Below are 25,700 nucleotides of genomic sequence, written 5' to 3'. Positions count from 1 at the left end.
CGGGCTTGCTCGCGAAAGCGGTGGGTCAGTTGGCACTTATGTCGAATGTGCCACCGCATTCGCGAGCAAGCCCGCTCCCACAGTTTCATGGCTTGATCAACCCTGGATGAACGCCAGCAGGTCCGCGTTCAGCCGGTCCTTGTGAGTATCGGTCAGGCCATGGGGCGCGCCGGGGTAGACCAGCAACTGCGCGTTCTTGAGCAACTGGGCAGCGGCAATGCCGGCCGCTTCGATGGGGACCATCTGGTCATCATCGCCGTGCACCACCAAGGTCGGCACGTCGATGTTGCGCAGGTCTTCGGAAAGATCGGTCTCCGAGAATGCCTTGATGCAGTCGTAAGTGTTCTTGTGGCCGGCCTGCATGCCTTGCATCCAGAACCAGTCGATCATGCCTTGGGAGACCTTGGCGCCCGGGCGGTTGGCGCCGAAAAACGCGCTGGCCACGTCTTTGTATAGCTGAGAACGGTCGGCCAGGGAGGCTTGGCGGAAACCGTCGAACACTTCGACGGGCAAGCCACCGGGGTTGGCCGCGGTCCTGAGCATCAACGGCGTCACCGCCGAGATCAGGCCGAGCTTGGCGACGCGGGCCGCGCCATGGCGGCCGATGTAGCGCGCCACTTCACCACCGCCCGTGGAGAAGCCGATCAACACCGCGTCTTTCAAGTCCAGCCGTTCGATCAGCTCAGCCAGGTCATCGGCGTAGGTGTCCATGTCGTTGCCGTCCCAGGGTTGGCTGGAGCGCCCGTGTCCACGGCGGTCGTGGGCGATCACCCGGTAGCCGTTGGACGCCAGGAACATCATCTGCCCCTCCCAACTGTCCGAGTTCAGCGGCCAGCCGTGGCTCAAGACCACCGGTTGCCCAGTGCCCCAATCCTTGTAGTAAATCTCGGTGCCGTCGCGGGTGATGAAGGTGCTCATGACAGGGTTCCTTGAGGTGGGTGGAGCGCTTCATGGTCCGGTCAGAGGAGGCGTTTGCGTGAGTTAAACGTTGTTAATTTTTTCGGAACGGCGGTGTTAAAAGCCCGCTTTTGTGGCGAGGGAGCTTGCTCCCGCTGGGCTGCGCAGCAGCCCCAGAACTGTCACTTCGGAGTGTCAGATTGATTGGGAGGTGGGGCCTTTGGGGCCGCTTCGCGGCCCAGCGGGAGCAAGCTCCCTCGCCACAGGTTCGGCGTCTGGAAGGCCGGGAGTAGAGCCTGCACCGTTGCGCTTGACACCAAACCTGAGGAATATGCTCGGGTAAAGCCCGGGCATCGGGACCAGAACATTGAGAGCACCATGAGCCACTACCTCAGCCTGCCCGTCGAACAGACGGTGCACTTCGGCCCTTACCGGGTCCATCCGCGCCAGCGCCTGGTGCTGGAAGGCGAGCAACCGTTGCGCCTGGGGCGGCGGGCCGTGGAGATCCTGCTGGTGTTGCTCGAACATGCTGGCGAGGTGGTGAGCAAGCAGCAACTGATCGCCCGGGTCTGGCCCAAAAGCGTGGTGGAAGACACCAACCTGCGCGTACACGTCGCAGCCCTGCGCAAGGCCCTCGGGGACGGCCAGGCCGGGCAGCGCTACATCGTCACCGTGGCGCAGCGTGGCTACAGCTTTGTCGCGCCGCTGGCTTTCGAATCCCTTGACCCATTGGCGCGCATCCCCCATCCATCCCTGGCGCGCAACCTGCCACTGCAGCGCACGCGCCTGATCGGCCGCCAGGCCCTGGTGGAAAACCTGGTGGCCCAGCTGCCGCGAAAACGCTTCATTACCCTGGTTGGCACCGGCGGCATCGGCAAGACCACCGTTGCCCTGCGGGTCGCTGAACGGCTGATCGGCCATTACCGTGACGGCACCCACCTGCTGGACCTGGCGTCGCTCAACGACGCGGCGATGATCGCTCCCAACCTCTGTGCGTTGCTCGACCTGCCCCTGCAAGACGGCGATCCGCTGGACACCCTCGGCCGACAGCTCAAGGAACGACATCTGTTGCTGGTGCTCGACAACTGCGAGCACTTGATCGACGCCATCGCCCAGCTCAGCGAAACCTTGCTGCGTGGTGCCCCTCACCTGCACATCCTGGCCACCAGCCGCGAAGGCCTGCGCGCCGAAGGTGAACACATGCAGCGCCTGGACGCCCTGGCGTTCCCGCCCCGTGAAATGCCCATCGAGGGTTATCCCGCCCTGGAGTACCCGGCGCTGCAACTGTTTGCCGAGCGTGCGATGGCCAGCCGTGACGACTTCGAACTGACCGACCGCGAGGTGCCGTTGGTGATCGACATCTGCCAGCGGCTGGACGGCATTCCCCTGGCCATCGAACTGGCCGCCGGACAACTCGGCCGCTTCACCCTCGAAGCACTTCACCGGCAACTGCAGGACAGCGTCGCCCTGCTCCACAACGACACCGGCGCCGCACCGCGCCAGCAAACCCTGCGCGCCACGCTGGACTGGAGCTTCGCGCTGCTCACGGCCTGCGAGCAGACCTGCCTGCGGCGGCTGGCGGTGTTCATGGGCAGTTTCAACCTGGCCTCGGCCGCGGCGGTGATCGTTGGCCAGCATGTGGCGCCCGAACAGGTGCTGGTGTCGATCAGCCAGTTGGTCGCCAAGTCGTTGCTCAACGTTGAGATTGGCGATGAAGAGGTGCGCTATCGCCTGCTGGACACCACCCGCCGCTATGCCTTGGAAAAACTCGCCGAAGCCGGGGAACTGGCGGCCAGCCAGGAACGCCACGCCGAACGCTGCCTGGCGCTCATGGGACAAGCGGAACGCGATTGGGAAAACACCCCTACCCGATTGTGGATCGCCCGCTACGCCGACTATCGCGATGACATCCGCGCCGCGCTCGACCGAGGCCTGGGCCCGCAGGGTTCACACGCCGTGGCGATTCGCCTGACTGCTCGCACCCTGCCCCTCTGGCAGGAACTGTCGCTGCTCAAGGAACACGGCCTCTACGTCAACCGGGCGCTGAACTTGCTGCGGGCCAGCCCCAGTCCCTGCCCACGCTTGACCCTGGCCCTGGAACTGGCCCACGCCAGTTTCAACTACCACACCGAGGGCGGTACAGCGGCCACCGTGCGGGCCTTTGCCACCGCCCGACAACTGGCCCGGCAATGCCAGGACCTGGCCGGCGAGCTGCGGGCCGTGTCCGGGCAAATGACCGTCGACCTCAGTTGCGGCCACTACCAACAGGCCTTGGACCACAGCCTGGATTTCGATCGGTTGGGTTTGCAGGGCGACCCGACCCTGTCCTTGAGCGCCCAACGCCTGCGGGTGCTGGCACTGCATTTCATCGGCGACCAGGGCGCGGCGCGGCATGAAGCCGAGCAAGTGATCCAGCGCCTGGCCCAGAGCGGCCACCTCAGCCGCTTCAGTCATGGCTTCGGCGTGCAATACGACCAGAGCGTGGCGGCGCTGACGATTCTGGCGCGGATCCTCTGGCTACAAGGTTTTGCCGAGAAAGCCCGGCGCACCGCCAACCTGGCGTTGCAGATCGCCTTGCAGATCAATCACGGCATTTCGATCTGCTACACCCTGGCACTCACCGGTTGCGTGATCGCCCACTACACCGGCGAGCATTCGACCACGCGGGAAAGGCTCGATCTGTTGAAGCAACAGGCCAAGAAACATTCGGTGATGCTGTTCCATGACTGGGCCTGCCATTACGGCTGCGTATTGGATGGCGAGACGCTGGAGACGAGCACGAAAAACGGGCTGATCCAAGACATCGCGGTCACTCTGCGCCCTGAGTTGGTCAGCCCCGCGCAACTGGAACGGGCCCGCAGTGGCGCCGCGGGCTGGTGTTCGGCGGAGATCCTGCGGGCCGGCGCCGAAACCTTGCTGGCGCGGAACGAGCCGTCCCTGGAGGAAGCCGCCGAAGCGCAACTGCTGGACGCCATGGCCGTGGCCCGTCGTCAACAAGCCCTGGCCTGGGAGCTGCGCAGCGCGACCTCCCTGGCCCGCTTGTGGCAACGTCAAGGGCAGGTGCATGCCGCGCAGGAACTGCTCGGGCCGGTCTACCGCCGCTTCAGCGAGGGCTTCGACACTCCCGATCTATTGAAAGCCGACGCGCTGCTCCAAACGCTGACTCGCCGGTTGGGGCCGTGAACGCCGCGCCCCCCAAGCACCTTGCAGTACGTAACGCCGATGAAACACAGGCCACTGTCCACTGCGCCGCAGTTTGTCCATGGCGTAGGCGCGGGTGGTGTGCAGCAGTCGAAAACGCCCGCCCTCGGCCAACGGCTCGACCATCAGCAGTGACACGCTCGCCAACCGCAACAGCAACCTGGGCACCTGCCCGACACTCAGTTCAGCGCAACTGATCACGGCCTGTGCCGCCTTGAGCGTAAACGGTCCCTCGAACACCGCCAGGCGCTGGAACGCGGTTCGTTCGTCAGCGCTCAAACGCTCGACACTCGAATCCAACACCGCCTCCAGGCTCCGATGCCGGGCCACTGCGGTACGCCGCCCATGGCTCAAGAGGGACAAACCGTAGTCCAACTGTTCGAGCACCCCAGCCACCCCCAAGGCGTCGACCTGGGCCGCCGCCAATTCCAGCGCCAGCGGCAAGCCGTCCAGGCGCTGGCAAATCTGGGCGAGGATCAGCCAGTCGCGGCCATGGGGCTTGAAATCCTGCTGCCGGGCGCTAACCCGTTCAACCAGCAGTTGCACCGCCGGGCATGCGACGATCTGGTGCTCCGGCTCGAGAGGCGATGCCACGGCCAGGCCCGGCAGTGGCACGATTTTTTCGCCCGACAGTTCCAGCGGTTCGCGGCTGCTGCACAACAGCGCCACCCCCGGTGCCGTCGCAGCCAGCGCCTGGGCCAGTTCCCGACAGGCGCCGAGCACATGCTCGCAGCCATCGAGCACCAGCAACATCCGGCAGGATTCCAGGCACCGGCCTAAAGCTCCGTGCGCCAGGCCCAGCGCGCCGGCCACCTGAGCCGTCACTTGCGAGGGTTCGCTGATGGCGGCCAGGTCAACGAACCAGGCACCGTCGTCAAAATGTTCAAGCAACAGCTCTGCCGCCCGCAGCACCACGGTGGTCTTGCCGACCCCGCCCGGGCCGGTCATGGTGGTCAGCGCTTGACGAGGTACTTGCGCCAACAACCGTCCCAGGATTCTGTCGCGGCCGACCACCGGGCTCAAGCGCGTGGGCAAGTTGTGTCGCTCCGCTGGGGGACTGAACGGCGTCTCGATGTCCTCGTGAACCGCCAGGCAATAGCCTTGTCGTGGATGGTTGAGGATATAGCGCGCGCCGTCCCGCCCGTCGCCGAAGGCCCGCCGCAGCGCCGCAATGTGCACCCGCAGGTTGATGTCTTCCACGACGCTGTCAGGCCAGACGTGGGCGATGAGGGTTTGCTTACTGACATAACGGCCGGTGTGCTCCACCAGCACCTGCAGAACATCCAGGGCGCGACCACCCAATGCGAGTGGCTGGCCGTCACGGGTGACCAGCCGCTGCTGCCGGTAGAAGGCAAACGGACCGAAGCTCACCGCCGGCTCGCTGTCGGGTTTGACGAAACTGTTCATGGGCGATCCAGTGCCGGAAAACCGGTGCGGGCGTCAGCGTGCGGATCACCGAACACGTCTGCCCTGGGCTCCTGCGCATCCTTTCCAAGGGGTTCGCCGTTATCTTGGCAGGCGCACGCCGCAGGACAATGCTGGCACAGGGAGCACCACGGACATCACGGTGCCTTGGACGGACACCGACGGCTCAACTGAACTGCTGACGATATTGCACCGGAGTCAGGCCGAGCTTTTCACCGAACAGAAAACGCATGTGCCGCACACTGCCGAAGCCGCTGCGAAACGCCACGGTCTTGAGTGGCAGGTCAGTGGTTTCCAGCAACTGACGCGCCCGGTCGATGCGTGCGCCTTGCAGGAACTCCATGGGCGTCATCTTCACTTCTCGGGCAAAGACCCGGGCGAAATGCCGCGCACTCATGGCGGCCAGCGCGGCCATGCGTTCGATGGTGAAGGGCTCTTCCAGGTGCTCCATCACATGATTCTGCACCCGGGTGATGGCCGATTCCTGTGTCGACACCGCCGCCACCGAGGGACTGAACTGCGCCTGGCCACCCTGGCGTTTCATCACCACCAACAACACCTTGGCCACGTCCAACGCGACTTTGCGGCCATGGTCCTGGGCGACGATGGACAGGGCCAGGTCGATCCCGGCGGTGACGCCGCCCGAGGTGATCAGGCGGCGGTCCTGCAGGAAGATCTTGTCGGTTTCCACCAGGGCCTTGGGGAAACGCTGGATCAGGCGTTCGGTGTAATGCCAATGGGTAGTGACGCGATAACCGTCGAGCAAGCCCGCCTCACCGAGCACAAAGGCGCCGGTGCAGATGGAACCGTAGCGCGTCGCCCGTTGCGCCGCGGCGCGCAGCCAGGTGTGCAGCCCCGGATGCTGGTCGTTATAGGCCCCCGGCCCGCCCGGCACCAACAACACGTCATAGGCCGCCCAGGCCTGGTCGATATGGATATCGGCCTGCACCGCCACGCCGTTGGATGCGCGCAACGGCCCGCGTTCGGTCCCCAGGGTCAGCAGTTGATAACGCTGGTTCGTCTCGAGGTAACGATTGGCGATGGAAAACACCTCCAGCGGCCCGGCCATGTCGAGCAGCAAGAAATCCGGGAACAGCACCATTGCAACGGTTTTCATCAAGAAAGACGCCAAAAAATCGAGGGGAACTGTAGGCCACAGATGATCCCATGTGGGAGCGGGCTTGCTCGCGAAAGCGGTGTGTCAGTCGACGAAAATACTGCTTGTTGCGCTGCTTTCGCGAGCAAGCCCGCTCCCACAGGTTCATCGTCGGGCTGACGATTAGCATTATGTCGAAGCGAAGCATCCGCCGGTAGGCATTCTCGATTGTCCACTCAAAACGGACAGTCTTTCATTTTCCACCTGCTTATTGAATATCTCGGTAACCATTAACCTTCTTCTGAACCCGGCGAACGGCCCCAGCCGCCGCCCAAAGACATCAGGAGAATTCATCATGCTGACCCTTCGCAAAGCTTCGGACCGCGGCATTGCTCGCCACGGCTGGCTGACCTCGTTCCACACCTTCTCGTTCGCCAGCTACCGCAACCTCAACGAACAGGGCTTCTCCGACCTGCTGGTCATCAACGACGACCGGGTCGCCGCCGCCAAGGGTTTTGGCCAGCATCCGCACCGGGACATGGAGATCTTTTCCTATGTGCTCGAAGGGGCGCTGGAACACAAGGACACCCTGGGCACGGGCTCGGTCATTCGCCCCGGTGACGTGCAGTTGATGAGCGCCGGCAGCGGCGTGGCCCACAGCGAGTTCAACCACAGCGCGGACGAGCCGGTGCACTTCCTGCAGATCTGGATCGTGCCCGACGTCAGCGGTGCCACCCCCCGTTATCAACAGGAGCACTTCAGCCGCGAGCAGAAACAGGGACGCCTGCAATTGATCATCTCCCCGGATGGCGCCGACGGCTCGCTCCAGGTGCGCCAGGACGCGCGGGTCTACGCCGGGTTGTTCGATGGCGAGCAACGCGCCACCCTGGCCCTGGCAGCGGATCGTTATGCCTACGTGCACGTGGCCCGGGGCGCTGTCGAGCTTAACGGCGTGCAATTACAGGAAGGGGATGGCGTGCGGGTGCGCCAGGAGCAGGCCCTGACCTTGAGCAATGGCCAGGATGCCGAGGTGCTGGTGTTCGATCTGCGGCCGCAGGAATTGCCGCAGATGCCATGAAGCACCGTGGGAGAAACTGCCACAGATGACATGGATCAACCTTTAACCCCTGTGGGAGCGAGCTTGCTCGCGATAGCGGAGTGTCAATCACATGAGTATCAGCTGACCTGACGCCATCGCGAGCAAGCTCGCTCCCACATTGGATTAACGATGGGTCAAATTCAGGCTTTGATCTATTTGGAGCTACAGCACGCTTCGGACAGCATCATCGTCTAATCTGAACGCGCTCGTCTGTTGCCACGAAGCACGGCGAACTATAAAGTTCCCGAAAATATTTCGTTTCTGACCGACGGTCATTGATACTGTCTGAAGTAAATTGACCCAACGCAAGAGCCTAGGCAAAATGATTTCACTTTGCCACCAATTCTCTCCCGACTTGCTTATTCACGGAAGAAAGCATGAAAACCGCCATATCCTTCGCTTTAATCTCGATTGCGTGCAGTGCGACCGCGGACGTTCAGAACATCAAATACCTATATGATGATTCGGACGCCGTGTACTCCATCGTCTCGTCTGTCGACAGCGGTTCAGCCATCCAGGCCACCGTGCAGAGAAAGGGCACTTACTTCACCAACTACACGAAACTGGAACTCGACTGTGCCAGCCGCAATGTACGGCACATGGGCATGTACAACAGTCTCGCAGGGTTGGAGAAAGCCGAGTTCGACCAGATGCAAGGACGAATCATCGACGGCTCGATCGCCGACGAAGTCGGCAAGACGCTGTGCAAGGAGACGACCTTGACCGCATCGCAAGCCGCACCGCAAACCGAAGACCTGCCTACCGAAACACAAACCGACGATAACAGCTGACGCGTGAGCTGTGTGGGAGCAAAGCTTGCTCGCGATGCAGGCGCCTCGTTTTCCCAGAAGATCGCGTCATCTTCATCGCGGGCAAGCCTTGCTCCCACATAGCTCCCCGGCAATGCCCTATCCCCGCCCCAGATACTCATCCCTGATCAACCAGCGTCTTCATCGCAAGGCTTGCTTGCGCTCCGATTTCGAACGGTAGCTGCCAGGCGGTACACCGAAGAAATCCCGAAAACGACGCTGGAAGTGCGGCGAACTGACGAAACCTGTCGCCACGGCGATTTCGGTCACGGACCGATTGGTCTGCTGGATGAGTTGGCGCGCGCGCGTCAGGCGCAGCTCCAGGTAATAACGTGTGGGGGTCGCACCGAGAAAACTGCAGAAGCGCCGCTCCAACTGGCGCTTGGAAATCTTTACGCACGCCGCCAGTTCATCGATGGTCAAGGGCTCTTCTACGTTCTGCCACATCAGTTCCAACGCCAACTTGAGGCTTTCCGGCAGCGTCGGGTCGGTCTCGACAAAAACCGGCGGCAAGTCTGTCGCATCCTCGCCGGACTCATCGCAACGCAGGATTTCCTCGATAGCCCCCACCAACATCGCCCCGCCCGTCTGGCGGATCAACTGGAGCATCATGCGCAGCGAACTGTTGGCCCCCGCGCAACTGACCCGCTCCCGGTCAACCACATAGGCTCGATTGGACACCTTCACATGGGGGAACACCTCCGCCATCATGGCGCGGCTTTCGGGGTGAACAGCGCATTCGAAACCATCCAGCAGATTGGCATCCGCCACAAAGAAGGCGCCGTTCCACAGCCCGCCCAGGATCGCCCCGGACGTCGCGTTGGCCCGCAGCTTGCGGCGCAGCAATGGATGGCCTTGCAACTTCACGCGAAAGCCCCCGGCAACGATCAGCACATCCTGGTTTTCCGGTATCTGCGCCAGTTCGATGTCCGTCGAGATGACAATGCCCAGGTCGCTCGTCACCTGCCCACCCGACACCCCCACCGTCAGCACCTCGTAGAGGGGCATGTCGCTCATCAGGTTGGCGGTCACCAGCGCGTCCACGGCGCCGGTGAAAGACATCATCGAGAAGTTGTCCATCAATACAAACGCGACGCGGATCGGCGCCTGGCTGGCGGGTGCCGATCCGAGTGGCCGATAAGCCATGTTCTTGTTTTTGAGTACGCTCTCGAATGCGCTTGGCATAGGGCCTCGTTAGTACATTAAAGATGAGGATTGGCTGCACGTGGGTGCCCTGCCGAAGGGCGAAGGCGCAGCACAGACCACGTTATCTTCCAGACAAGTCAAGCCGGCTGCATTCGCACCTGCGCCGTCTACCGGTCGGCCCGCGCCAAAAAAGGCAAGCCTCAAGTGCCTAAGACTTTGGTCGATACACTGGCAGTAGGCATGGGCGCTTTTCCCTTCCAGAGACTCGCAACGCCAACCACAGCCGTTTCCGCCGTTCCAACACTTAAAATATTCCGCGGGAGAAGTCATGAATATCAAACAGAAGCTGACATGGGCGTTCGCGACCATCGCCTGCCTTCCCGTTATCCTGGTGGCGGTGCTTGTCGTACTGAACCTGCGCGACGCTGCGAAAGCCAACTTCCTGGACAGCAGCGGCCGAGAAATCCGCCAGATCGACAACGGCATGAAGCAGTTCTTCGATGGCATCAGCCAGAACGTCGAATACTTCGCCAAGGATCCACGGATCGTCGCAGCCAAGGATCTGAAAAACTACTCCGGTGCCGACGCCGCACAAACCCCGCTTACCGAGAACAATAAACAGCTGCTGGAGATCTTCGACCGATTCGCCAAGAGTCACCCGACGACCGCCTACCTTTCCCTGGGCTTGGCCGACGGCGGTTATGCCAGTTGGCCTGACGACCCCAAAATCTCCAACTACGACCCACGGGTGCGTCCATGGTACAAGGCGGCCATCGCCGCGCCGGGCACCACCGTGCGCACCGACGCTTATTATTGGGCGCCGGATGATGTGTCGTTGATCGGCATCGTGCACACGGTTTCCGACGCCGCCGGCAAGCTGGTGGGCGTGGTCGGCCTGGACGTGTCGCTCAAGCAACTGACCGAATTGGTGAAGAACATCAAGCTGGGCGACAGTGGCTACCTGATGCTGGTGGAAGCCAACGGCAACGTCCTGGTGGACGCCGCCGATGCCAAGCACAACTTCAAGCCGCTGGCCGACCTGGGCCCCAACTATGCCGAGCTGGCCAAAAGCAGCGATGGCGTGACCCAGATCGAGATCGACGGCGTGCCCTACATGGCCAACGTGGTCAGTTCCAAAGGGTTGGGCTGGCGCTTCATTGGCCTGATCAAACGCGATGAAGTGATGGCCGAGGCTTCGAGCCTGACTTGGCTGATCGCCATCATCGCCGCCGCGCTGGCCGCGGTCTTCGCTGTGGTGGGCGCCAGTTTCGCCAGCGTCATCGTGCGGCCGATTCGCGGCGTAGCCAACGGCCTGCAGGAAATCGCCGAGGGTGAAGGCGACCTCACCCGTAAACTCTCGGTGCAAGGCAAGGACGAAACGGCCACCCTGGCGGGCTGGTTCAACCAATTCCTGGGCATGATCGCCCAACTGATGCAGCGCATCGGCAGCGCCTCTTCCGACTTGCAGACCGCCGCAGCCGATACCAGCCACGTGGCCCAGAACATGAACGACGCCGCCGGGCGCCAACGCCAGGCAGTTGAATTGGTGAGCACCGCATTCAACGAAATGGTTGCCACCGCCAACGAAGTGGCCCGCTCGTGCAGCCAGGCCGCCACCAGTGCGGACGAGGGCTATCGCGATGTACACGATGGTCAGCACCATATCGGCGAAGCCACGGGCAGCGTGCTGAAACTGAGCGAGGACCTGCAGCAGTCGACCCAGACCATGCAGGCGCTGGAGCAGGACAGCAAGAACATCAACACCATCCTCGACACCATTCGTTCCATCGCCGAGCAGACCAACCTGCTGGCCCTCAACGCCGCCATCGAGGCCGCGCGCGCCGGTGACCAGGGTCGCGGCTTTGCGGTGGTAGCCGATGAGGTACGGGCCCTGGCCCGCCGCACCGCCGACTCCACCGGCGAGATCGACAGCCTGCTGGGCAACCTCGCACGGCGCACCCAGGAAGTAACCCAGCAGATGCAAAGCAGCCTGCAGGTGTCACACACCAGCGTCGAGCGCATCCAGCAGGCGCGGGACAGCTTCGACAAGATCCGCAACTCGGTGGACTCGATTCGCGACCAGAACACGCAAATCGCCACGGCGGCAGAGCAACAGCACCAGGTCGCCGAGGACATCAACCGGCACATCGCGCAGATTCATGCCGATGCGCAGCTGGTTGAAGAGTTTGCTCACACGGCGCAGACCGGCTCGGGGCGCTTGACGGATATTTCTGGACAGCTCAAGGGGTTGGTGGGGCGCTTCAAGTTCTAAACCGGGCTTACGTCCACTGAAGATCAAATGTGAGAGCGGGCTTGCTCGCGGTTGCAGCGGCACAGTCAATACTGATGCAAGCTGACCCACCGCCTTCGCGAGCAGGCTCGCTCCCACAGTGGACTTGTGGTGCCAGCAATACCTGCATTCACCACAAAACCCTGTGGGAGCCGAGCCTGCTCGCGATGGCGGCGGGACATTCAGCATTCCGGTGACAGGCACACCGCTTTCGCGAGCAAGCCCGCTCCCACAGTGGACTTGTGATGTCAGCCATATCTGCGTTCACCACAAAACCCTGTGGGAGCCGAGCTTGCTCGCGATGGCGGCGGGACATTCAGCATTCCGGTGACAGGCACACCGCTTTCGCGAGCAAGCCCGCTCCCACAGTGGACTTGTGGTGCCAGCCATATCTCCGTTCACCACAAAACCCTGTGGGAGCCGAGCTTGCTCGCGATGGCGGCGGGACATTCAAACATACCCGTGACAGGTACACCGCTTTCGCGAGCAAGCCCGCTCCCACAGTGGACTTGTGGTGCCAGCCATATCTGCGTTCACCACAAAACCCTGTGGGAGCCGGGCTTGCTCGCGATGGCGGCGGGACATTCAAACATACCCGTGACAGGTACACCGCTTTCGCGAGCAAGCCCGCTCCCACAGTGGACTTGTGGTGCCAGCCATATCTGCGTTCACCACAAAACCCTGTGGGAGCCGGGCTTGCTCGCGATGGCGGCGGCACAGTCAATACTGATGCAAGCTGACCCACCGCCTTCGCGAGCAGGCTCGCTCCCACACTGGACTTGTGATGTCAGCCATATCTGTATTCACCACAAAACCCTGTGGGAGCCGAGCTTGCTCGCGATGACGGCGGGACATTCAGCATTCCGGTGACAGGCACGCCGCTTTCGCGAGCAAGCCCGCTCCCACAGTGGACTTGTGGTGCCAGCAATATCTGCGTTCACCACAAACCCTGTGGGAGCCGAGCTTGCTCGCGATGGCGGCGGGACATTCAGCATTCCGGTGACAGGCACGCCGCTTTCGCGAGCAAGCCCGCTCCCACAGTGGACTTATGGTGCCAGCAATACCTGCATTCACCACAAAACCCTGTGGGAGCGAGCCTGCTCGCGAAGGCGGTGGGCCTGCCTGTCGCCGTAAGCCCAGGCAAAAAAAACGGCACCTTTCGGTGCCGTTTTCACGCTCACAGGGGGAGTTACTTGCGGGCCGCCTCCCACGACTTCAACAGCTCGGTGTAGCTCACGGTTTCGCCTTTCGGCTTCTCGTTCGCCAGTTTCGGCTTCGGAGCACCCGGCTGGTCGAACCAGTATTGCGCGTCGCGCTCAGGGTTCATCTTAGGTGCGCAGGTGGCTTGGGCCTTGGAGCGTTCCAGACGCGTCATGATCGCGTCCTGGTCCTTGGCCAAGCCATCGAGGGCTTGCTGTGGGGTCTTCTCGCCGCTGGCCGCTTCGGCGATGTGGCTCCACCACAGTTGCGCAAGGCGTGGATAATCCGGCACGTTGGTCCCGGTCGGGGTCCATTGCACGCGGGCCGGGCTGCGGTAGAACTCCACCAGGCCACCGAGCTTCGGCGCCAGGTCGGTCAGGGCCTGGGAGTTGATGTCCGACTCACGAATCGGCGTCAGGCCGACGATGGTCTTCTTCAACGATACCGTCTTGGACGTCACGAACTGCGCATAGAGCCAGGCCGCGAGTTTCTGCTTCTCAGGCGTGGACTTCATGAACGTCCACGAACCCACGTCCTGATACCCCAGCTTCATGCCCTCTTCCCAATACGGACCGCGTGGCGACGGCGCCATGCGCCATTTCGGCGTGCCGTCGGCATTCACCACCGGCAGGCCCGGCTTGGTCATGTCGGCGGTGAAAGCGGTGTACCAGAAAATCTGCTGGGCGATGTTGCCTTGGGACGGCACCGGGCCGGATTCGGAGAAGGTCATGCCCGCCGCTTCCGGTGGCGCGTATTTCTTCATCCAATCCACGTATTTGGTGGTGGCGAACACGGCCGCAGGACCATTGGTGTCGCCGCCACGGGTCACGCTGGAACCGACCGGATGGCAGTCCTCGACACGAATGCCCCACTCGTCCACGGGTAAACCGTTGGGCAGGCCCTTGTCGCCGCCACCGGCCATGGAGAACCAGGCATCGGTGAAGCGCCAGCCCAGGGACGGGTCTTTCTTGCCGTAGTCCATGTGGCCGTAGACGCGCTTGCCGTCGATTTCCTTGACGTCTTCGGAGAAGAACTTGGCGATGTCTTCATAGGCCGACCAGTTCACCGGTACGCCCAACTCGTAGCCGTACTTTTCCTTGAACTTGGCCTTCAGGTCCGCACGCTCGAACCAGTCGGCGCGGAACCAGTACAGGTTGGCGAACTGCTGGTCGGGCAGTTGATAAACCTTGCCGTCCGGCGCGGTGGTGAAGGAAATACCGATGAAGTCCTTCAGGTCCAGGGTCGGCGAAGTGAAGTTCTTGCCTTCGTTGGCCATCAGGTCGGTGATCGACTCGGTTTTGCCGTAGCGAAAGTGCGTGCCAATCAGGTCCGAGTCGTTGACCCAGCCGTCATAGATATTCTTGTCCGACTGCATCTGGGTCTGCAGCTTCTCCACCACGTCGCCTTCCTGAAGCAGGTCGTGAGTCAGCTGGATCCCGGTGATTTCGTTAAAGGCCTTGGCCAATACCTTGGATTCATACTCGTGGGTGGCGATGGTTTCCGACACTACGTTGATTTTCATCCCGCGAAACGGTTCGGCGGCCTTGATGAACCACTTCAATTCTTCAAGCTGCTGCTCGGCTGTCAGGGTCGACGGCTTGAATTCACTGCCGATCCATTTTTTAGCGGCGTCTTCATAGGCGTCGGCCCAGGCCGTAGCGCTCAGCCCGCTGAGTGCCAGCATGGCTGCCAATGAAACGCTATGTCGCAGCTTATTGTTTTTATCGAACATAGAGACCTCTCCTGTTTGGGTTTAAGAGCCTGATCGTCGCGTTGTCGCGATTAGCCCCACCGCATCACTGCCAACAGCCACACCAAAGACAACGCGAACGCTATCCAGATGCTCCAATCGGTCACGCCAATCACCAGCAGGTGCAGATAGGCGCTACCGAGAAGACCAATAAACAACCGATCGCCACGGGTCGTGGCAATCGGCAGGAAACCACGCCGAGGGATACTCGGCGAACGCAATTCCCACGTCGTCATGCCCACCAGCAGCAAGGCGATGACACCAAAAAACGCCGCCGTCGGGACGGTCCAGTTCATCCATTCCATCATCGACTCCTCAGACCCGGCCCAGGGCAAAGCCCTTGGCTACGTGGTTGCGAACGAACCAGATCACCAGCATGCCCGGCAGGATGGTCAACACCCCCGCCGCCGCCAGCACCCCCCAGTCGATACCGGACGCCGACACCGTACGGGTCATGACCGCCGCGATCGGCTTGGCATTCACCGAGGTGAGCGTACGGGCCAGCAACAGCTCGACCCAGGAAAACATGAAGCAGAAAAATGCCGTGACGCCGATGCCGGAGCCGATCAACGGAATGAAGATCCTGGCGAAGAACTTGGGGAAACTGTAGCCGTCAATGTAGGCGGTCTCGTCAATTTCTTTCGGCACCCCGGACATGAACCCTTCGAGGATCCACACCGCCAACGGCACGTTGAACAGGCAGTGAGCCAGGGCCACGGCGATATGGGTGTCAAACAGGCCGATGGACGAATACAGCTGGAAGAACGGCAACAGGAACACTGCCGGTGGCGCCATCCGGTTGGTCAGCAGCCAGAAGAACAGATGCTTGTCCCCCAGGAACCGATAACGGGAAAACGCATAGGCCGCCGGCAACGCAACGCCCAGGGAAATCACCGTGTTCAGGCTCACGTAGTACAGCGAGTTGAGGTAACCGGTGTACCAACTCGGGTCGGTGAAGATCACCTTGTAGTTGTGGAAGGTGAAATCGTGGGGCCACAGGGTCAGGCCGCCAAGGATCTCGGTGTTGCTCTTGAACGACATGTTCAGCAGCCAGTAGATGGGCACCAGCAGGAACAGGATGTAGATCAGCAGGGGTATCAGCTTTCTCTTGCTCATTGTGCGGGCCTCAACGGTTGGCGTCGGAGTGCGTCATGGCGGTGTAGAACAGCCAGGACACCAACAGAATGATCAGGAAGTACACCAGGGAAAACGCCGCCGCCGGGCCCAGGTCGAATTGGCCGATGGCCATCTGCGTCAGGGTCTGACTGAGGAACGTGGTGGCGTTACCCGGCCCGCCGCCGGTGAGCACGAACGGCTCGGTGTAAATCATGAAGCTGTCCATGAAGCGCAGCATCACGGCGATCAGCAGCACGCTCTTCATCTTCGGCAACTGGATGTGCCGGAACACCGCCCAGTTGGACGCCCGGTCGATCCGCGCCGCTTGATAATAGACGTCGGGAATCGCCCGCAGCCCCGAATAACACAGCAGCGCCACCAACGACGTCCAGTGCCAGACGTCCATCACCAGCACGGTGACCCAGGCGTCCATGGTGTTGGCCGCATAGTTGTAGTTGATGCCCAGGCCGTTAAGGGTGGAGCCCAGCAAACCAATGTCGGCGCGGCCGAAAATCTGCCAGATGGTGCCAACCACGTTCCACGGGATCAGCAACGGAATCGCCAGGATGATCAGCACCAGGGACGACCACTTGCCCTTGGTCGGCATGGTCAGGGCGATGGCGATGCCCAGGGGAATTTCGATCAGCAGCACGCACGCCGAGTAGATGAATTGGCGCAGCAGCGAATCGTGCAGCCGTGGATCGAGCAGCACCTGCTTGTACCAATCGGCGCCGACGAAGTAGCGGCTGGACTGATCGAAGATGTCCTGCACCGAATAGTTGACCACCGTCATCATCGGGATCACGGCGCTGAAGGCCACCAGCAGGAATACTGGCAGCACTAACCACCAGGCCTTGTTGTTCTGCACCTTGTTCATGGCTGCACCTCGCCAGTGGATTCGAGCAGATATTCATCGGCATAGACCATCAGCCATTGCGCCGGGAAACTGATGTACGCCGTGCCTTCCGGTACAGGCTTGTCTTCGGCCAGGCGGACCTTCAGCGGTGCGCCATCGAGGTTGAGGGTCAGGATCTTGTAGGTGCCCAGGTCTTCGACGTGGACCACGTCGGCCCGCATCGCGTCGTCGTAAGGGCCATCCCAGACATGCACGAACTCGGGGCGAATGCCGACCTTCAGGCTTTTGCCCTCGGCTTCGGCGATACGCCGTTGCAAGGTGTCCGACAGGGGCAAATGGGTCGAGGCGAAGCCGACGCCACCGGGCTGCGCCGTGACCTCGATCAGGTTCATCCCCGGGCTGCCGATGAAGTAGCCGACAAAGGTGTGGCTGGGGCGCTCGAACAAATCCCGAGGCGTGCCGAACTGCACGATCTGGCCGCCGTACATCACCGCGATCTTGTCGGCGAACGTCGAGGCTTCCAACTGGTCGTGGGTGACGTAGACCATGGTGATGTTGAACTGCTCGTGGATCTGCTTGAGCTTGCGCCGCAGTTTCCATTTCAGGTGCGGGTCGATCACCGTCAGCGGTTCGTCGAACAGGATCGCCGACACATCGTCGCGCACCAACCCGCGGCCCATGGAGACTTTCTGTTTCTCATCGGCGGTGAGGTTGCGGGCCTTTTTGTCCAGCAGGTTCTGCAGGTCCAGGACCTCGGCGATTTCCTGCACCTTGGTGTGGACCCTCGCCTCGGCCATGCCCTGGTTGCGCAGCGGGAACGCCAGGTTGTCAAACACCGTCATGGTGTCGTAGACCACCGGGAACTGGAACACCTGGGCGATGTTCCGGCGTTCCGGGGTCAGGTCGTTGACGACTTTGCTGTCGAACATCACCTGCCCTTCGGAAGGGCTGAGCAAGCCGGAAATGATGTTGAGCAAGGTGGATTTGCCGCAGCCCGAAGGGCCGAGCAGCGCATAGGCGCCGCCCTGCTCCCAGATATGGTTCATCTCGCGGATCGCATAGTCCTCGGGGCCCGCCGGGGTGCTGGTGTAGCTGTGGGCGAGGTTCTGCAAACGAATTTCAGCCATCAGGCAACCCTCGCAATACGCAGGCCCGGGGCCTGGACCAGCTTGCCTTGGGCATCGAAGACAAACAGTTTATGGGTCGGAATGTAGATGCGGATCGGCGCGTCCACGTCGTACTCATGCACCCCTGGCAAGTGCAGCACCAGCAGGAAATGTTCGTTGCGCACATGCAGGAACGTCTCCGAGCCGCTGATCTCGGCTACCTCGACGGTCACCGCCAGTTCGAGGTCGTCGTCATTGCTTGGCACCAGGGAAATATGGCTGGGGCGCACGCCGAAACGAAACTCACCCTCGCCCACCGGGCGCAGGTCGACGTTCAGCGGGAAATGCACGAAATTGGCGAAGCTGACTTCATTGCCGGCAATACGACCCGGCATGAGGTTGATCGGTGGCTCGGAAAACAGCTCGGCGGCCAGCACGGTTTGCGGCTGGTGGTAGACGGAAGACGACTTGCCGCTCTGAATCACCCGGCCCTCGTGGAGGATCGTGGTGGTGCCGCCCAAGGCCAGTGCCTCGTTAGGCTCGGTGGTGGCGTAGACGGCGATGGTGTGGCGGGCCTGGAACAGCTCGCGCATTTCCTGGCGCAGCTCTTCGCGCAGCTTGTAGTCGAGGTTCACCAAAGGCTCGTCGAACAGGATCAGCTCGGCGTCCTTGACCAAGGCCCGGGCCATGGCCGTGCGCTGCTGCTGGCCGCCGGACAATTCCAGTGGATGGCGCTTGAGAAACTTCTCGATCCGCAACATTTTTGCGGTTTCCAGGACCTTGCTTTGGATGATTTCTTCGGACACACCGGCCTGGCGCAACGGCGAGGCGATGTTTTCGAAAACGGTCATGGTCGGGTAGTTGATGAACTGCTGGTAAACCATCGACACGTTGCGCAACCGCACCGGACGGTGGGTGACGTCGACGCCGTTCATCAGGATGCGGCCGCTGTCGGGCTTGTCCAGACCCGCCATCAGGCGCATGAGGCTGGTCTTGCCGGACAGCGTGCGGCCCAACAGGACGTTGAAGGATCCGGGTTCGAAACTCAGATTGGCATCGTCGATCCAGGTCTGGCCTTCGACGGTGCGACAGATGTGCTCAAGCTTTAATGACATGGCTCGGCCTTTTTATTATTTGGAGTCAAGCGACCCGAGCTTCAAAGCGAAAGCCGTGCCAGAAATCACAAACCCTTGATCAGGTTGATTTTTTACTGGATTGGCAGGCAAAAGGCGTTCGTTGATGAACAGAAGTGAACAATCAGGAATGAACAACTGAACAATGGACGGGTTGACAATGAACAATTTTGAACAACACTGAAAGAACGTTTTCGGCTAGCCTGGCTGCGATCCTGTGGGAGCGGGCTTGCTCGCGAAGGCGGTGTGTCAGCCAGCACAAATGTCGACTGTCACGACGCTTTCGCGAGCAAGCCCGCTCCCACAGGATCTGTGTATGAAGTGGTATTCAGGCCTGCCCCAGCACAAGGAGTCTGTGCGAGACTTGCCACAACAATAAAAACAGCTCCTGCGAGAGTGCCCCATGGCCGCACCTGCTCCTGCCTTGTCCCACGAGGCCATTATCCAGGCTTCCTGGTCCCGTTGCCGCGCCTTCGGCCTGAATCACCAGAGCGTGCCGGCCTTCGATCAGTTGCCCGCCCAAGGCATCGCCCACTTGCTGGAAAGCCAGCATTCGCTGGTGCAGACCACCCATCAGGAGGTCTTGCCGTATTACGAGAACATCCTCAGCAACTCCAATTGCCTGATCATGCTGGCCGACAACCAGGGCCAAGTGCTGACCTCCTGGGGCACCCAGCGCTTCATCGAGCCGAAACTGGCCCATGGCTTCAGCGCCGGGGCGAGCTGGATGGAGCGCTGCACCGGCACCAACGCCATCGGCACCGCGCTGGCCTGCGAACAGGCGGTGCACATCGAGCACGATGAACACTTCCTCAAGGCCAACCGCTTCATGACCGGCTCCGCCGCGCCGATCTTCGATGCCGAGCGCAAGGTCATCGCCGTGCTGGACGTCTCCAGCGACAGCTACCTGCCGCCGTCCCACACCCTGGGCATGGTCAAGATGATGAGCCAGACCGTGGAGAACCGGTTGATCCTCAACCTGTTTCGCGGTGAACACTTCCAACTGACGTTCAACACCGGTTTGAACAACCTCGACAGCCAGTGGGCCGGGCTGTTGATTTTCGATGAAAGCGGCCAGGTGCTCTCGGCGAATCGACGTGCGGATAACCTGCTGGGCCTGAGCTTGTCGCGGGTCAGCATCGAAAGCCTGTTCAAGGTGTCGCTGCTGGAACTGCTGAACCAACCCGACGGCCTGCCATTCGCCCTGCAAGCGTCTGGCAGCAATCGATTCCAATGTCTGCTCAGGCGCCCGAGTCAGGTGTCGATCAGGGCACGCGTGTTCACCGAAGCAACGCCTGCGCCGGCCCCCGCCAGCAACACCATCGGCCTCAACACCCTGCACTTCGGTGACAGCCGCGTGGAGAAAGCCGTGCGCCAGGCCGAGCGCTTGCTGGAGAAGGACATTCCACTGTTGATCCATGGCGAGACGGGCGTCGGCAAGGAAGTGTTCGTCAAGGCCCTGCACCAGGCCAGTTCGCGCGCCAAGCAGCCATTCATTGCCGTGAACTGCGCCGCGATCCCCGCCGAGTTGGTGGAGTCGGAATTGTTCGGTTATGAAAAAGGCGCGTTCACCGGCGCCAACCAGAAAGGCAGCATTGGCCTGATCCGCAAGGCCGACCGCGGCACGCTGTTCCTCGACGAGATCGGCGACATGCCCCTGCCGACCCAGGCCCGGCTGCTGCGGGTGTTGCAGGAACGTTGTGTGCAACCGGTGGGCAGCGCCGAGCTGTTCCCGGTGGACATCCGCATCATCTCCGCCACCAACCGCTCACTGCGCGAACAGGTGCAACTGGGGCGGTTTCGCGAAGACTTGTACTACCGCATCGGCGGCCTGACCCTGGAACTGCCGCCCTTGCGCGAACGCAGCGACAAGCAGGCCCTGTTCAAGCGCCTGTGGGAACACCACCGCGAACCGACCCAATGGGCCGGCCTGAGCCGTGAGGTATTGGACCTGTTTGAACGCCACCCCTGGCCGGGCAACCTGCGACAGGTCAGCAGCGTGCTGCAAGTGGCCCTGGCGATGGCCGAGGAACAGCCGATCCGTCCGGAACACCTGCCCGACGACTTTTTTGTCGACCTGGAAATGGAACCGGTGGAAACGCCTGAACCACTGACGGTGGACCTCAACGATGCCGAGGACTTGAACCGCCAGTTGCAAGCCGTGGGCGGGAATATCTCGCACCTGGCGCGACGACTGGGGGTCAGCCGCAATACCTTGTACAAACGCCTGCGGCAGTTGGAGAGCTGATACAAAACCTGTAGGAGCGGGCTTGCTCGCGAAGGCGTCGCGTCAGCCAAATCAACGTTGAATGACACACCGCTATCGCGAGCAAGCCCGCTCCCACAGGTTTCATTTCCTAACTGGAAGTACCGACTCAGTCGAACGCACCGTTGAGCACTTCATAAATGATGCCAGTGGCAATCGCCACCAGGATCAGGTCCGTGCCGACCTGCTGCCATTCATAACCATCATAGTGCGGCAAGCGCCCCAACAGCCGGCCATCGAGCTTCTTGGCAATGCCAGGTGGCAACGGCTTGCCTCGGGCCAGGTTTTTCTGGATGCCCGGCGGCAATGCCGGGCCGGGGCTCCAATAATCGCGATAACCGCCAATCACACCCAGGATGCCGCCCCGGTCGATGCTGGGGGCATTATGCCAATCACCGCCACCGCCTTGGTTTCCCTTGCCGCCTTGGTTGCCCTTGTTGCCGGGATTGCCTTGACCGCCCTGATTACCCTTGTTACCAGGATTGCCTTGCCCACCTTTGTTGCCCTGCCCGCCCTTGCCTCCTTGCCCTTGACCGGGCCCTTGATCGAATTGAGCGTTTCCCTTGCCGTTTCCCGGGTCCGCGACAACAATGCCTGGGCCCGCCGCCAAGGCGAAACAGGTAACAGCAGCAATCAACGAGCGCGATTTGAACATGGCAGTTCTCTCGAAAAAGGGACATCCCCTGTAAAGATATAGAGACTAACGGTGATATTAGTTCCATATCACGCTTCGCGTCGCTTGCTTGGACGGATAACACCTGAACACCGCAATCAAGGAGCTCCATGCGCAAGGATTACCTGGCTTTTTTCGTCTCGATGTTCCTCTCGCGGTTGGCCGATCAGATCTTGCTGTTCATCGTCCCGCTGATTGTTTTCCAGACCACCAACAGCGTCTCCTGGGCGGGCCTGGCGTTCTTTGTCGAATCCCTGCCGCGCTACCTGGCGTTCCCGATCTGCGGCGCGCTGTGCGACAAGTTCCCGCCGATTCGCATCCTGCACATCAGCCAGGTCTATCGCGCCGCAGCCTGCGGTGTCGCAGTCGTGCTCTATGGCGTCTTCGGCGGTGTCTATTGGATCGTGGCACTGTCGGCCCTCTGTGGCGTGTTGACCACCCAAGGCATCATGGCCCGCGAAGTGGTCTTGCCTTACATCTTCAAGCACTACACCTACACCAAGACGCTGTCCTATTCGCAAATCGCCGACCAGACCGGCTTGGTACTGGGCCCGCTGGTCGCTGCGCTGCTGCTTGAGGTGTGGGCGTGGCACTGGGTGGTGCTGGCGATCGCCGGGCTGTTCCTGCTGGCAGACCTGGCCATGTTGTACTGGCAGCGCACCAGCTCGGTCACCCTTGAGTCCTTCGAGCAACACCATGACCTCTGGTTGAACCCGCTGCGCATTGCCCTGGGCCACATTTGCAACCTGGCGGAACTGAAAAAAGTCATCAGCCTGGCGGTGGGCGTCAACCTGATCATCGGCGTCACCCTCGCCACGTCGGCAGCCATGGTCATCGGCCATTATGGCGCCGGAAAAGATGATTACGCCGGGTTGCAGGCGGCCGGTGCCGTGACCACCATCGTCATCCTGTTTCTCCTGGCCCGGGTCACCTTGCCCTTGAAACTTCTCGGCGCCCTCTCCTACACGCTGATTGCCGTCGGCGCTTTCATCACCGCGCTCAGCCCGACCCTCTGGGGCTACGTCGTCGGTTTCCTGCTGATCGTCGGCTTCGACAAGATGTTCAACGTGTACATGCGCAGCATCCGTCAGCAGGTCATTCCCCCACAGGACTTTGGCAAGACCGTCGGCGTGATTACGCTGCTCAACAACCTGTCGCAACCGTTCGCGGGCTTGCTCGTCGCGGTGTTGGCGGCGCCTGTTGGGACGCAGGAAGTGATTCTGCTGCTGGCGGTGGTCACCAGCCTGATCGGAGTCGGTGTGGTCGTGATGAACAGGCAATCAACACAGGGGACAAGCGTCTACCGCACCGATGCAGATTGACCCTCGGCTTGTATTATCAGTGACTTATTCTTGAGGCATGGTTGCATCGTTGCCAGCGTCGATGCGCGTCTTCCCACCATTCGTCACCTGTTAAATGGTGGAATCTGCAGGCGACCATGTCTGGCTCAGGGTTTGCACTGGCCTGTCTCAGCAGCCAAGAACGACATAATTCTGACGCGGCGGCAAATTAATCAATGCTTGGTCAGCAAACGGAGATGTACCGTGTCAACTCTCAACGAAATCGCAGCGAACCACGCGAGAATGGCAAAGTTAAAGGAAGAAGAGTCGATGCGGTTGAGTGCGCTTCAGGGACAGGTGGTGGGAAGTTTTGAAATTCCCCCCATCGAGGCGCCCCAAGAGATGTCGCTGCATTTTATGAAAGGTGTACAAGATCACTCGTTCGGCGAAGCGGCTGCGCTGAGTTTTTGACCTGGGCGTTGTTGAGCCTCCGTCGCCCGTTAGTAAGCGGGCGACTCGGCCGTTCAAAACTGTCTGGCTAAAGCCGCTGCAAGTATGCCGGCCGCAATTGCCGGCAACGGCTTTTTAAGGGTCAGCATGACGATTGCGGTGGCCAGCAAAGCCAGGCGTGCGCCGTTGTCACCTTTAACCGCCAGCGGAGCCAGAACCGCCACCAACACCGAGCCGGACATGGCTGTGATGAACTGCTGCACCCGATAGTTGATCGGCACGAACGACATCACGAAAACACCGCCCCACCGAGTGGCCAAGGTCACTGCGGCCATGATCAAGATGACAAGCAAGGTGCCATAACCCGCCGTTTCAATGTTCATCGTTGTTTCTCCATCCACACGGCGCCCAGAACGCCTCCCGCCAAAGCGCCCACCACGACATGGCTGTTAGCCGGCAAATACCAGAAGGCCAATAGCGATGAGCAGGCCGCCACCGTCCAGATGATGAACATGCGCAGGTTCTTTTTCCCGCCCACGACCATCGCCAACAAGAAACAGCCCATCACCATATCGAGCCCGAAACTGACCGGGTTCTCGATGGCGCTGCCAAAGTGAAGCCCCAGCCAACTGCCCAGGATCCAAGTGACCCAGAGCGCAATGCCGCCGCCGAATAGAATCCCCAGCCCCGGCTTGCCCCGACTGAACGCCTGCATCGCCATGGCCCAGTTGGCGTCCGAAACAACCAGCATGACACCGTAGCGTTTGGCGACGGGCAGCTCCCGCAACCACGGGTAAAGTGTCGCGCCCATCAATAGGTGCCGGGCGTTGATCGCGAAAACGGTGATCATCAGCGGAACGACCGGCACTTGCTGCCCCCACAGATCCAGCGCGGCAAATTGAGAAGCGCCCGCAAAAACCAGGGTGCTCATGAGCACGGCTGACGCATCGCTCAAGCCCGTTTGCGCAGCCGCCAGGCCGAAAGCAACGCCGAACACGACGACAAAAAGAGAAATGGGGATCAGTTGCTTGAAACCGTCGTAAATGTGCTTCAGCGTTAGCTCATGCAAATGGGGTTGATCGCTCGACAAAACATCGCCTCTTCTGGTTATCCACGGTGTAAAACTGGGAGTATGAGGCTGATTCTGTATGCCGAAAACTTTTTACCGGGCAATCCAGCGAATCAATAGAGTGAAGCCCGTCACAGACCAGGCGACCGTACAAGCGGCCAGTGCGGAATGTTCCACACCTCCAGCCATAAAGCGGCAAAATGGGCGCCCTGAAGATTCACGCGCGTTCTGCGACAAAAACCAAAGCAGCCAATGCTCTGAACCAGAGCACAGGATTTCTTGGAAGAAAGAAAAAGTTAATTATGGAAAACAGGAGCCTTGAAAATGAGCACGACTGAACAAGTACAAAGCAACGGTAAATACAGCGCCAAGTGGCAGGAACGCTTCGACTTCTTTGACACCTACGGTGCGCCAAGCGACCCGCGCTACAAGGAAGCCTTCAAGGCGCTGCCTGGCTTCAAGAAAAAAATCCTCATCAATGCAAACGTGATCGCATTTTTCTTCGGCCCTATCTACCTGTTCGTCCTGGGCCTCTGGAAGAAGAACCTGGCCCTGCTGGGTATTTTCCTGGCGATCAACATCGCCTTGAGCGTCATTTTCGCCATCATTGGCATGGAGTTTCCGCGGTCGTTGAGCACGGGGCTGAGCGTTGCCATGTCGATGATGTACGCGCTGATGGCCAACTACGCGTACTACCTCAAGGAAGTGAAAGGCGAGCAAGGCTGGAATCCGTTCAAAGGTATGCGTCTCTGATTGCAGGCTTGGGTCATCAAGAGCCCGCACCTTGTCATGAGTGTGCGGGCTTGTTGTTTCTGAGGGTTAAATAGTTGGGGAGGCT

The 25,700-nt window shown here is 60.9% G+C and carries 20 protein-coding genes and 2 pseudogenes; 9 read left to right on the top strand and 13 right to left on the bottom strand.

The window, feature by feature from the left end; translation table 11 throughout:
- Positions 1-96: 96 nt before the first annotated feature.
- Entirely contained in the window at positions 97-918 is an 822-nt protein-coding gene (locus J3P88_RS10755) for an alpha/beta fold hydrolase (protein WP_411387047.1), read from the bottom strand.
- A 357-nt stretch (positions 919-1,275) separates the two neighbouring features.
- Between J3P88_RS10755 and J3P88_RS10750 the strand changes: the two genes are divergently transcribed.
- Positions 1,276-4,080, top strand: coding sequence for an ATP-binding protein (locus J3P88_RS10750; protein WP_434575135.1), 2,805 nt, complete (start codon positions 1,276-1,278; stop codon positions 4,078-4,080).
- Here the strand turns inward: J3P88_RS10750 and J3P88_RS10745 are convergent.
- Together J3P88_RS10745 and J3P88_RS10740 are read right to left on the bottom strand one after the other, a co-directional pair.
- On the bottom strand, positions 4,027-5,505 hold the full coding sequence (locus J3P88_RS10745) for an ATP-binding protein (protein WP_434575133.1): 1,479 nt from the start codon (positions 5,503-5,505) through the stop codon (positions 4,027-4,029). The genes J3P88_RS10750 and J3P88_RS10745 overlap by 54 nt on opposite strands.
- Positions 5,506-5,689: 184 nt before the next feature.
- Positions 5,690-6,640 carry a GlxA family transcriptional regulator gene (locus J3P88_RS10740; protein WP_186709728.1) on the bottom strand — a complete coding sequence of 317 codons (951 nt, stop codon included), beginning with the start codon at positions 6,638-6,640 and terminating at the stop codon, positions 5,690-5,692.
- Between the two features lie 334 nt (positions 6,641-6,974).
- Here J3P88_RS10740 and J3P88_RS10735 point away from each other — a divergent pair, with 334 nt between their 5' ends.
- Together J3P88_RS10735 and J3P88_RS10730 are read left to right on the top strand one after the other, a co-directional pair.
- Positions 6,975-7,697: a pirin family protein gene (locus J3P88_RS10735; protein WP_186709727.1), complete on the top strand. Its 723-nt coding sequence runs from the start codon at positions 6,975-6,977 to the stop codon at positions 7,695-7,697.
- Between the two features lie 398 nt (positions 7,698-8,095).
- A complete protein-coding gene (locus J3P88_RS10730; protein WP_186709726.1) occupies positions 8,096-8,509 on the top strand; it encodes a hypothetical protein in 414 nt (137 codons plus the stop codon).
- Positions 8,510-8,668: 159 nt separating this feature from the next.
- On the opposite strand, the gene J3P88_RS10725 is transcribed toward J3P88_RS10730, so the two are convergent.
- Positions 8,669-9,712, bottom strand: coding sequence for a GlxA family transcriptional regulator (locus J3P88_RS10725; protein ID WP_186709725.1), 1,044 nt, complete (start codon positions 9,710-9,712; stop codon positions 8,669-8,671).
- A gap of 289 nt (positions 9,713-10,001) precedes the next feature.
- Between J3P88_RS10725 and J3P88_RS10720 the strand changes: the two are divergent.
- Together J3P88_RS10720 and J3P88_RS10715 are read left to right on the top strand one after the other, a co-directional pair.
- Positions 10,002-11,036, top strand: a pseudogene (locus tag J3P88_RS10720) (cache domain-containing protein); the annotation flags it as partial.
- A 387-nt stretch (positions 11,037-11,423) separates the two neighbouring features.
- Positions 11,424-11,945 (top strand): annotated as a pseudogene (locus J3P88_RS10715) (methyl-accepting chemotaxis protein); the annotation flags it as partial.
- Between the two features lie 1,207 nt (positions 11,946-13,152).
- On the opposite strand, the gene J3P88_RS10710 reads toward J3P88_RS10715, so the two are convergent.
- The 6 genes from J3P88_RS10710 to J3P88_RS10685 are packed head-to-tail and all read right to left on the bottom strand — an operon-like array spanning position 13,153 to position 19,106.
- Entirely contained in the window at positions 13,153-14,895 is a 1,743-nt protein-coding gene (locus J3P88_RS10710) for an ABC transporter substrate-binding protein (protein WP_186707525.1), read from the bottom strand.
- Between the two features lie 50 nt (positions 14,896-14,945).
- On the bottom strand, positions 14,946-15,218 hold the full coding sequence (locus tag J3P88_RS10705; protein ID WP_186707524.1) for a DUF2160 domain-containing protein: 273 nt from the start codon (positions 15,216-15,218) through the stop codon (positions 14,946-14,948).
- A gap of 10 nt (positions 15,219-15,228) precedes the next feature.
- A complete protein-coding gene (locus tag J3P88_RS10700) occupies positions 15,229-16,029 on the bottom strand; it encodes a carbohydrate ABC transporter permease (RefSeq protein WP_434575131.1) in 801 nt (266 codons plus the stop codon).
- A 10-nt stretch (positions 16,030-16,039) separates the two neighbouring features.
- Positions 16,040-16,906: a carbohydrate ABC transporter permease gene (locus tag J3P88_RS10695; protein ID WP_030142069.1), complete on the bottom strand. Its 867-nt coding sequence runs from the start codon at positions 16,904-16,906 to the stop codon at positions 16,040-16,042.
- Entirely contained in the window at positions 16,903-18,012 is a 1,110-nt protein-coding gene (locus J3P88_RS10690; RefSeq protein WP_186707523.1) for an ABC transporter ATP-binding protein, read from the bottom strand. The genes J3P88_RS10695 and J3P88_RS10690 overlap by 4 nt, the downstream gene beginning before the upstream one ends.
- Positions 18,012-19,106 (bottom strand): ABC transporter ATP-binding protein, encoded by a 1,095-nt coding sequence (locus J3P88_RS10685; RefSeq protein WP_186730993.1) that lies wholly within the window; start codon positions 19,104-19,106, stop codon positions 18,012-18,014. Before J3P88_RS10685 ends, J3P88_RS10690 begins: the two co-directional genes overlap by 1 nt.
- Positions 19,107-19,527: 421 nt before the next feature.
- On the opposite strand from J3P88_RS10685, the gene J3P88_RS10680 reads away from it, so the two are divergent.
- Positions 19,528-21,372 carry a sigma-54-dependent Fis family transcriptional regulator gene (locus J3P88_RS10680; RefSeq protein WP_411385157.1) on the top strand — a complete coding sequence of 615 codons (1,845 nt, stop codon included), beginning with the start codon at positions 19,528-19,530 and terminating at the stop codon, positions 21,370-21,372.
- A gap of 127 nt (positions 21,373-21,499) precedes the next feature.
- Here J3P88_RS10680 and J3P88_RS10675 read toward each other — a convergent pair whose 3' ends face one another.
- Entirely contained in the window at positions 21,500-22,045 is a 546-nt protein-coding gene (locus J3P88_RS10675) for an anti-virulence regulator CigR family protein (RefSeq protein ID WP_186707520.1), read from the bottom strand.
- Between the two features lie 128 nt (positions 22,046-22,173).
- Here J3P88_RS10675 and J3P88_RS10670 point away from each other — a divergent pair, with 128 nt between their 5' ends.
- Both J3P88_RS10670 and J3P88_RS10665 read left to right on the top strand, forming a co-directional pair.
- The gene (locus tag J3P88_RS10670) at positions 22,174-23,385 is read left to right on the top strand and encodes an MFS transporter (RefSeq protein WP_434575127.1); all 1,212 of its coding nucleotides are present in this window, start codon (positions 22,174-22,176) and stop codon (positions 23,383-23,385) included.
- A 222-nt stretch (positions 23,386-23,607) separates the two neighbouring features.
- Positions 23,608-23,814, top strand: coding sequence for a hypothetical protein (locus J3P88_RS10665; protein WP_434575125.1), 207 nt, complete (start codon positions 23,608-23,610; stop codon positions 23,812-23,814).
- A gap of 53 nt (positions 23,815-23,867) precedes the next feature.
- Here J3P88_RS10665 and J3P88_RS10660 read toward each other — a convergent pair whose 3' ends face one another.
- Both J3P88_RS10660 and J3P88_RS10655 read right to left on the bottom strand, forming a co-directional pair.
- Complete coding sequence (locus J3P88_RS10660; protein WP_186707518.1) at positions 23,868-24,176, bottom strand: AzlD family protein; 309 nt, start codon at positions 24,174-24,176, stop codon at positions 23,868-23,870.
- Positions 24,173-24,883: an AzlC family ABC transporter permease gene (locus J3P88_RS10655; protein WP_186707517.1), complete on the bottom strand. Its 711-nt coding sequence runs from the start codon at positions 24,881-24,883 to the stop codon at positions 24,173-24,175. The genes J3P88_RS10660 and J3P88_RS10655 overlap by 4 nt, the downstream gene beginning before the upstream one ends.
- A 303-nt stretch (positions 24,884-25,186) precedes the next feature.
- Here J3P88_RS10655 and J3P88_RS10650 point away from each other — a divergent pair, with 303 nt between their 5' ends.
- The gene (locus tag J3P88_RS10650; RefSeq protein WP_434575123.1) at positions 25,187-25,615 is read left to right on the top strand and encodes a DUF2628 domain-containing protein; all 429 of its coding nucleotides are present in this window, start codon (positions 25,187-25,189) and stop codon (positions 25,613-25,615) included.
- The last annotated feature ends 85 nt before the right edge of the window (positions 25,616-25,700 follow it).

This window comes from Pseudomonas sp. Z3-6, assembly GCF_051131985.1.
Classification (GTDB): Bacteria; Pseudomonadota; Gammaproteobacteria; order Pseudomonadales; family Pseudomonadaceae; genus Aquipseudomonas; species Aquipseudomonas zanjanensis.
The sequence above is the reverse complement of the archived record's forward strand: the minus strand, read 5'-3'. Positions and strand labels throughout refer to the sequence as shown.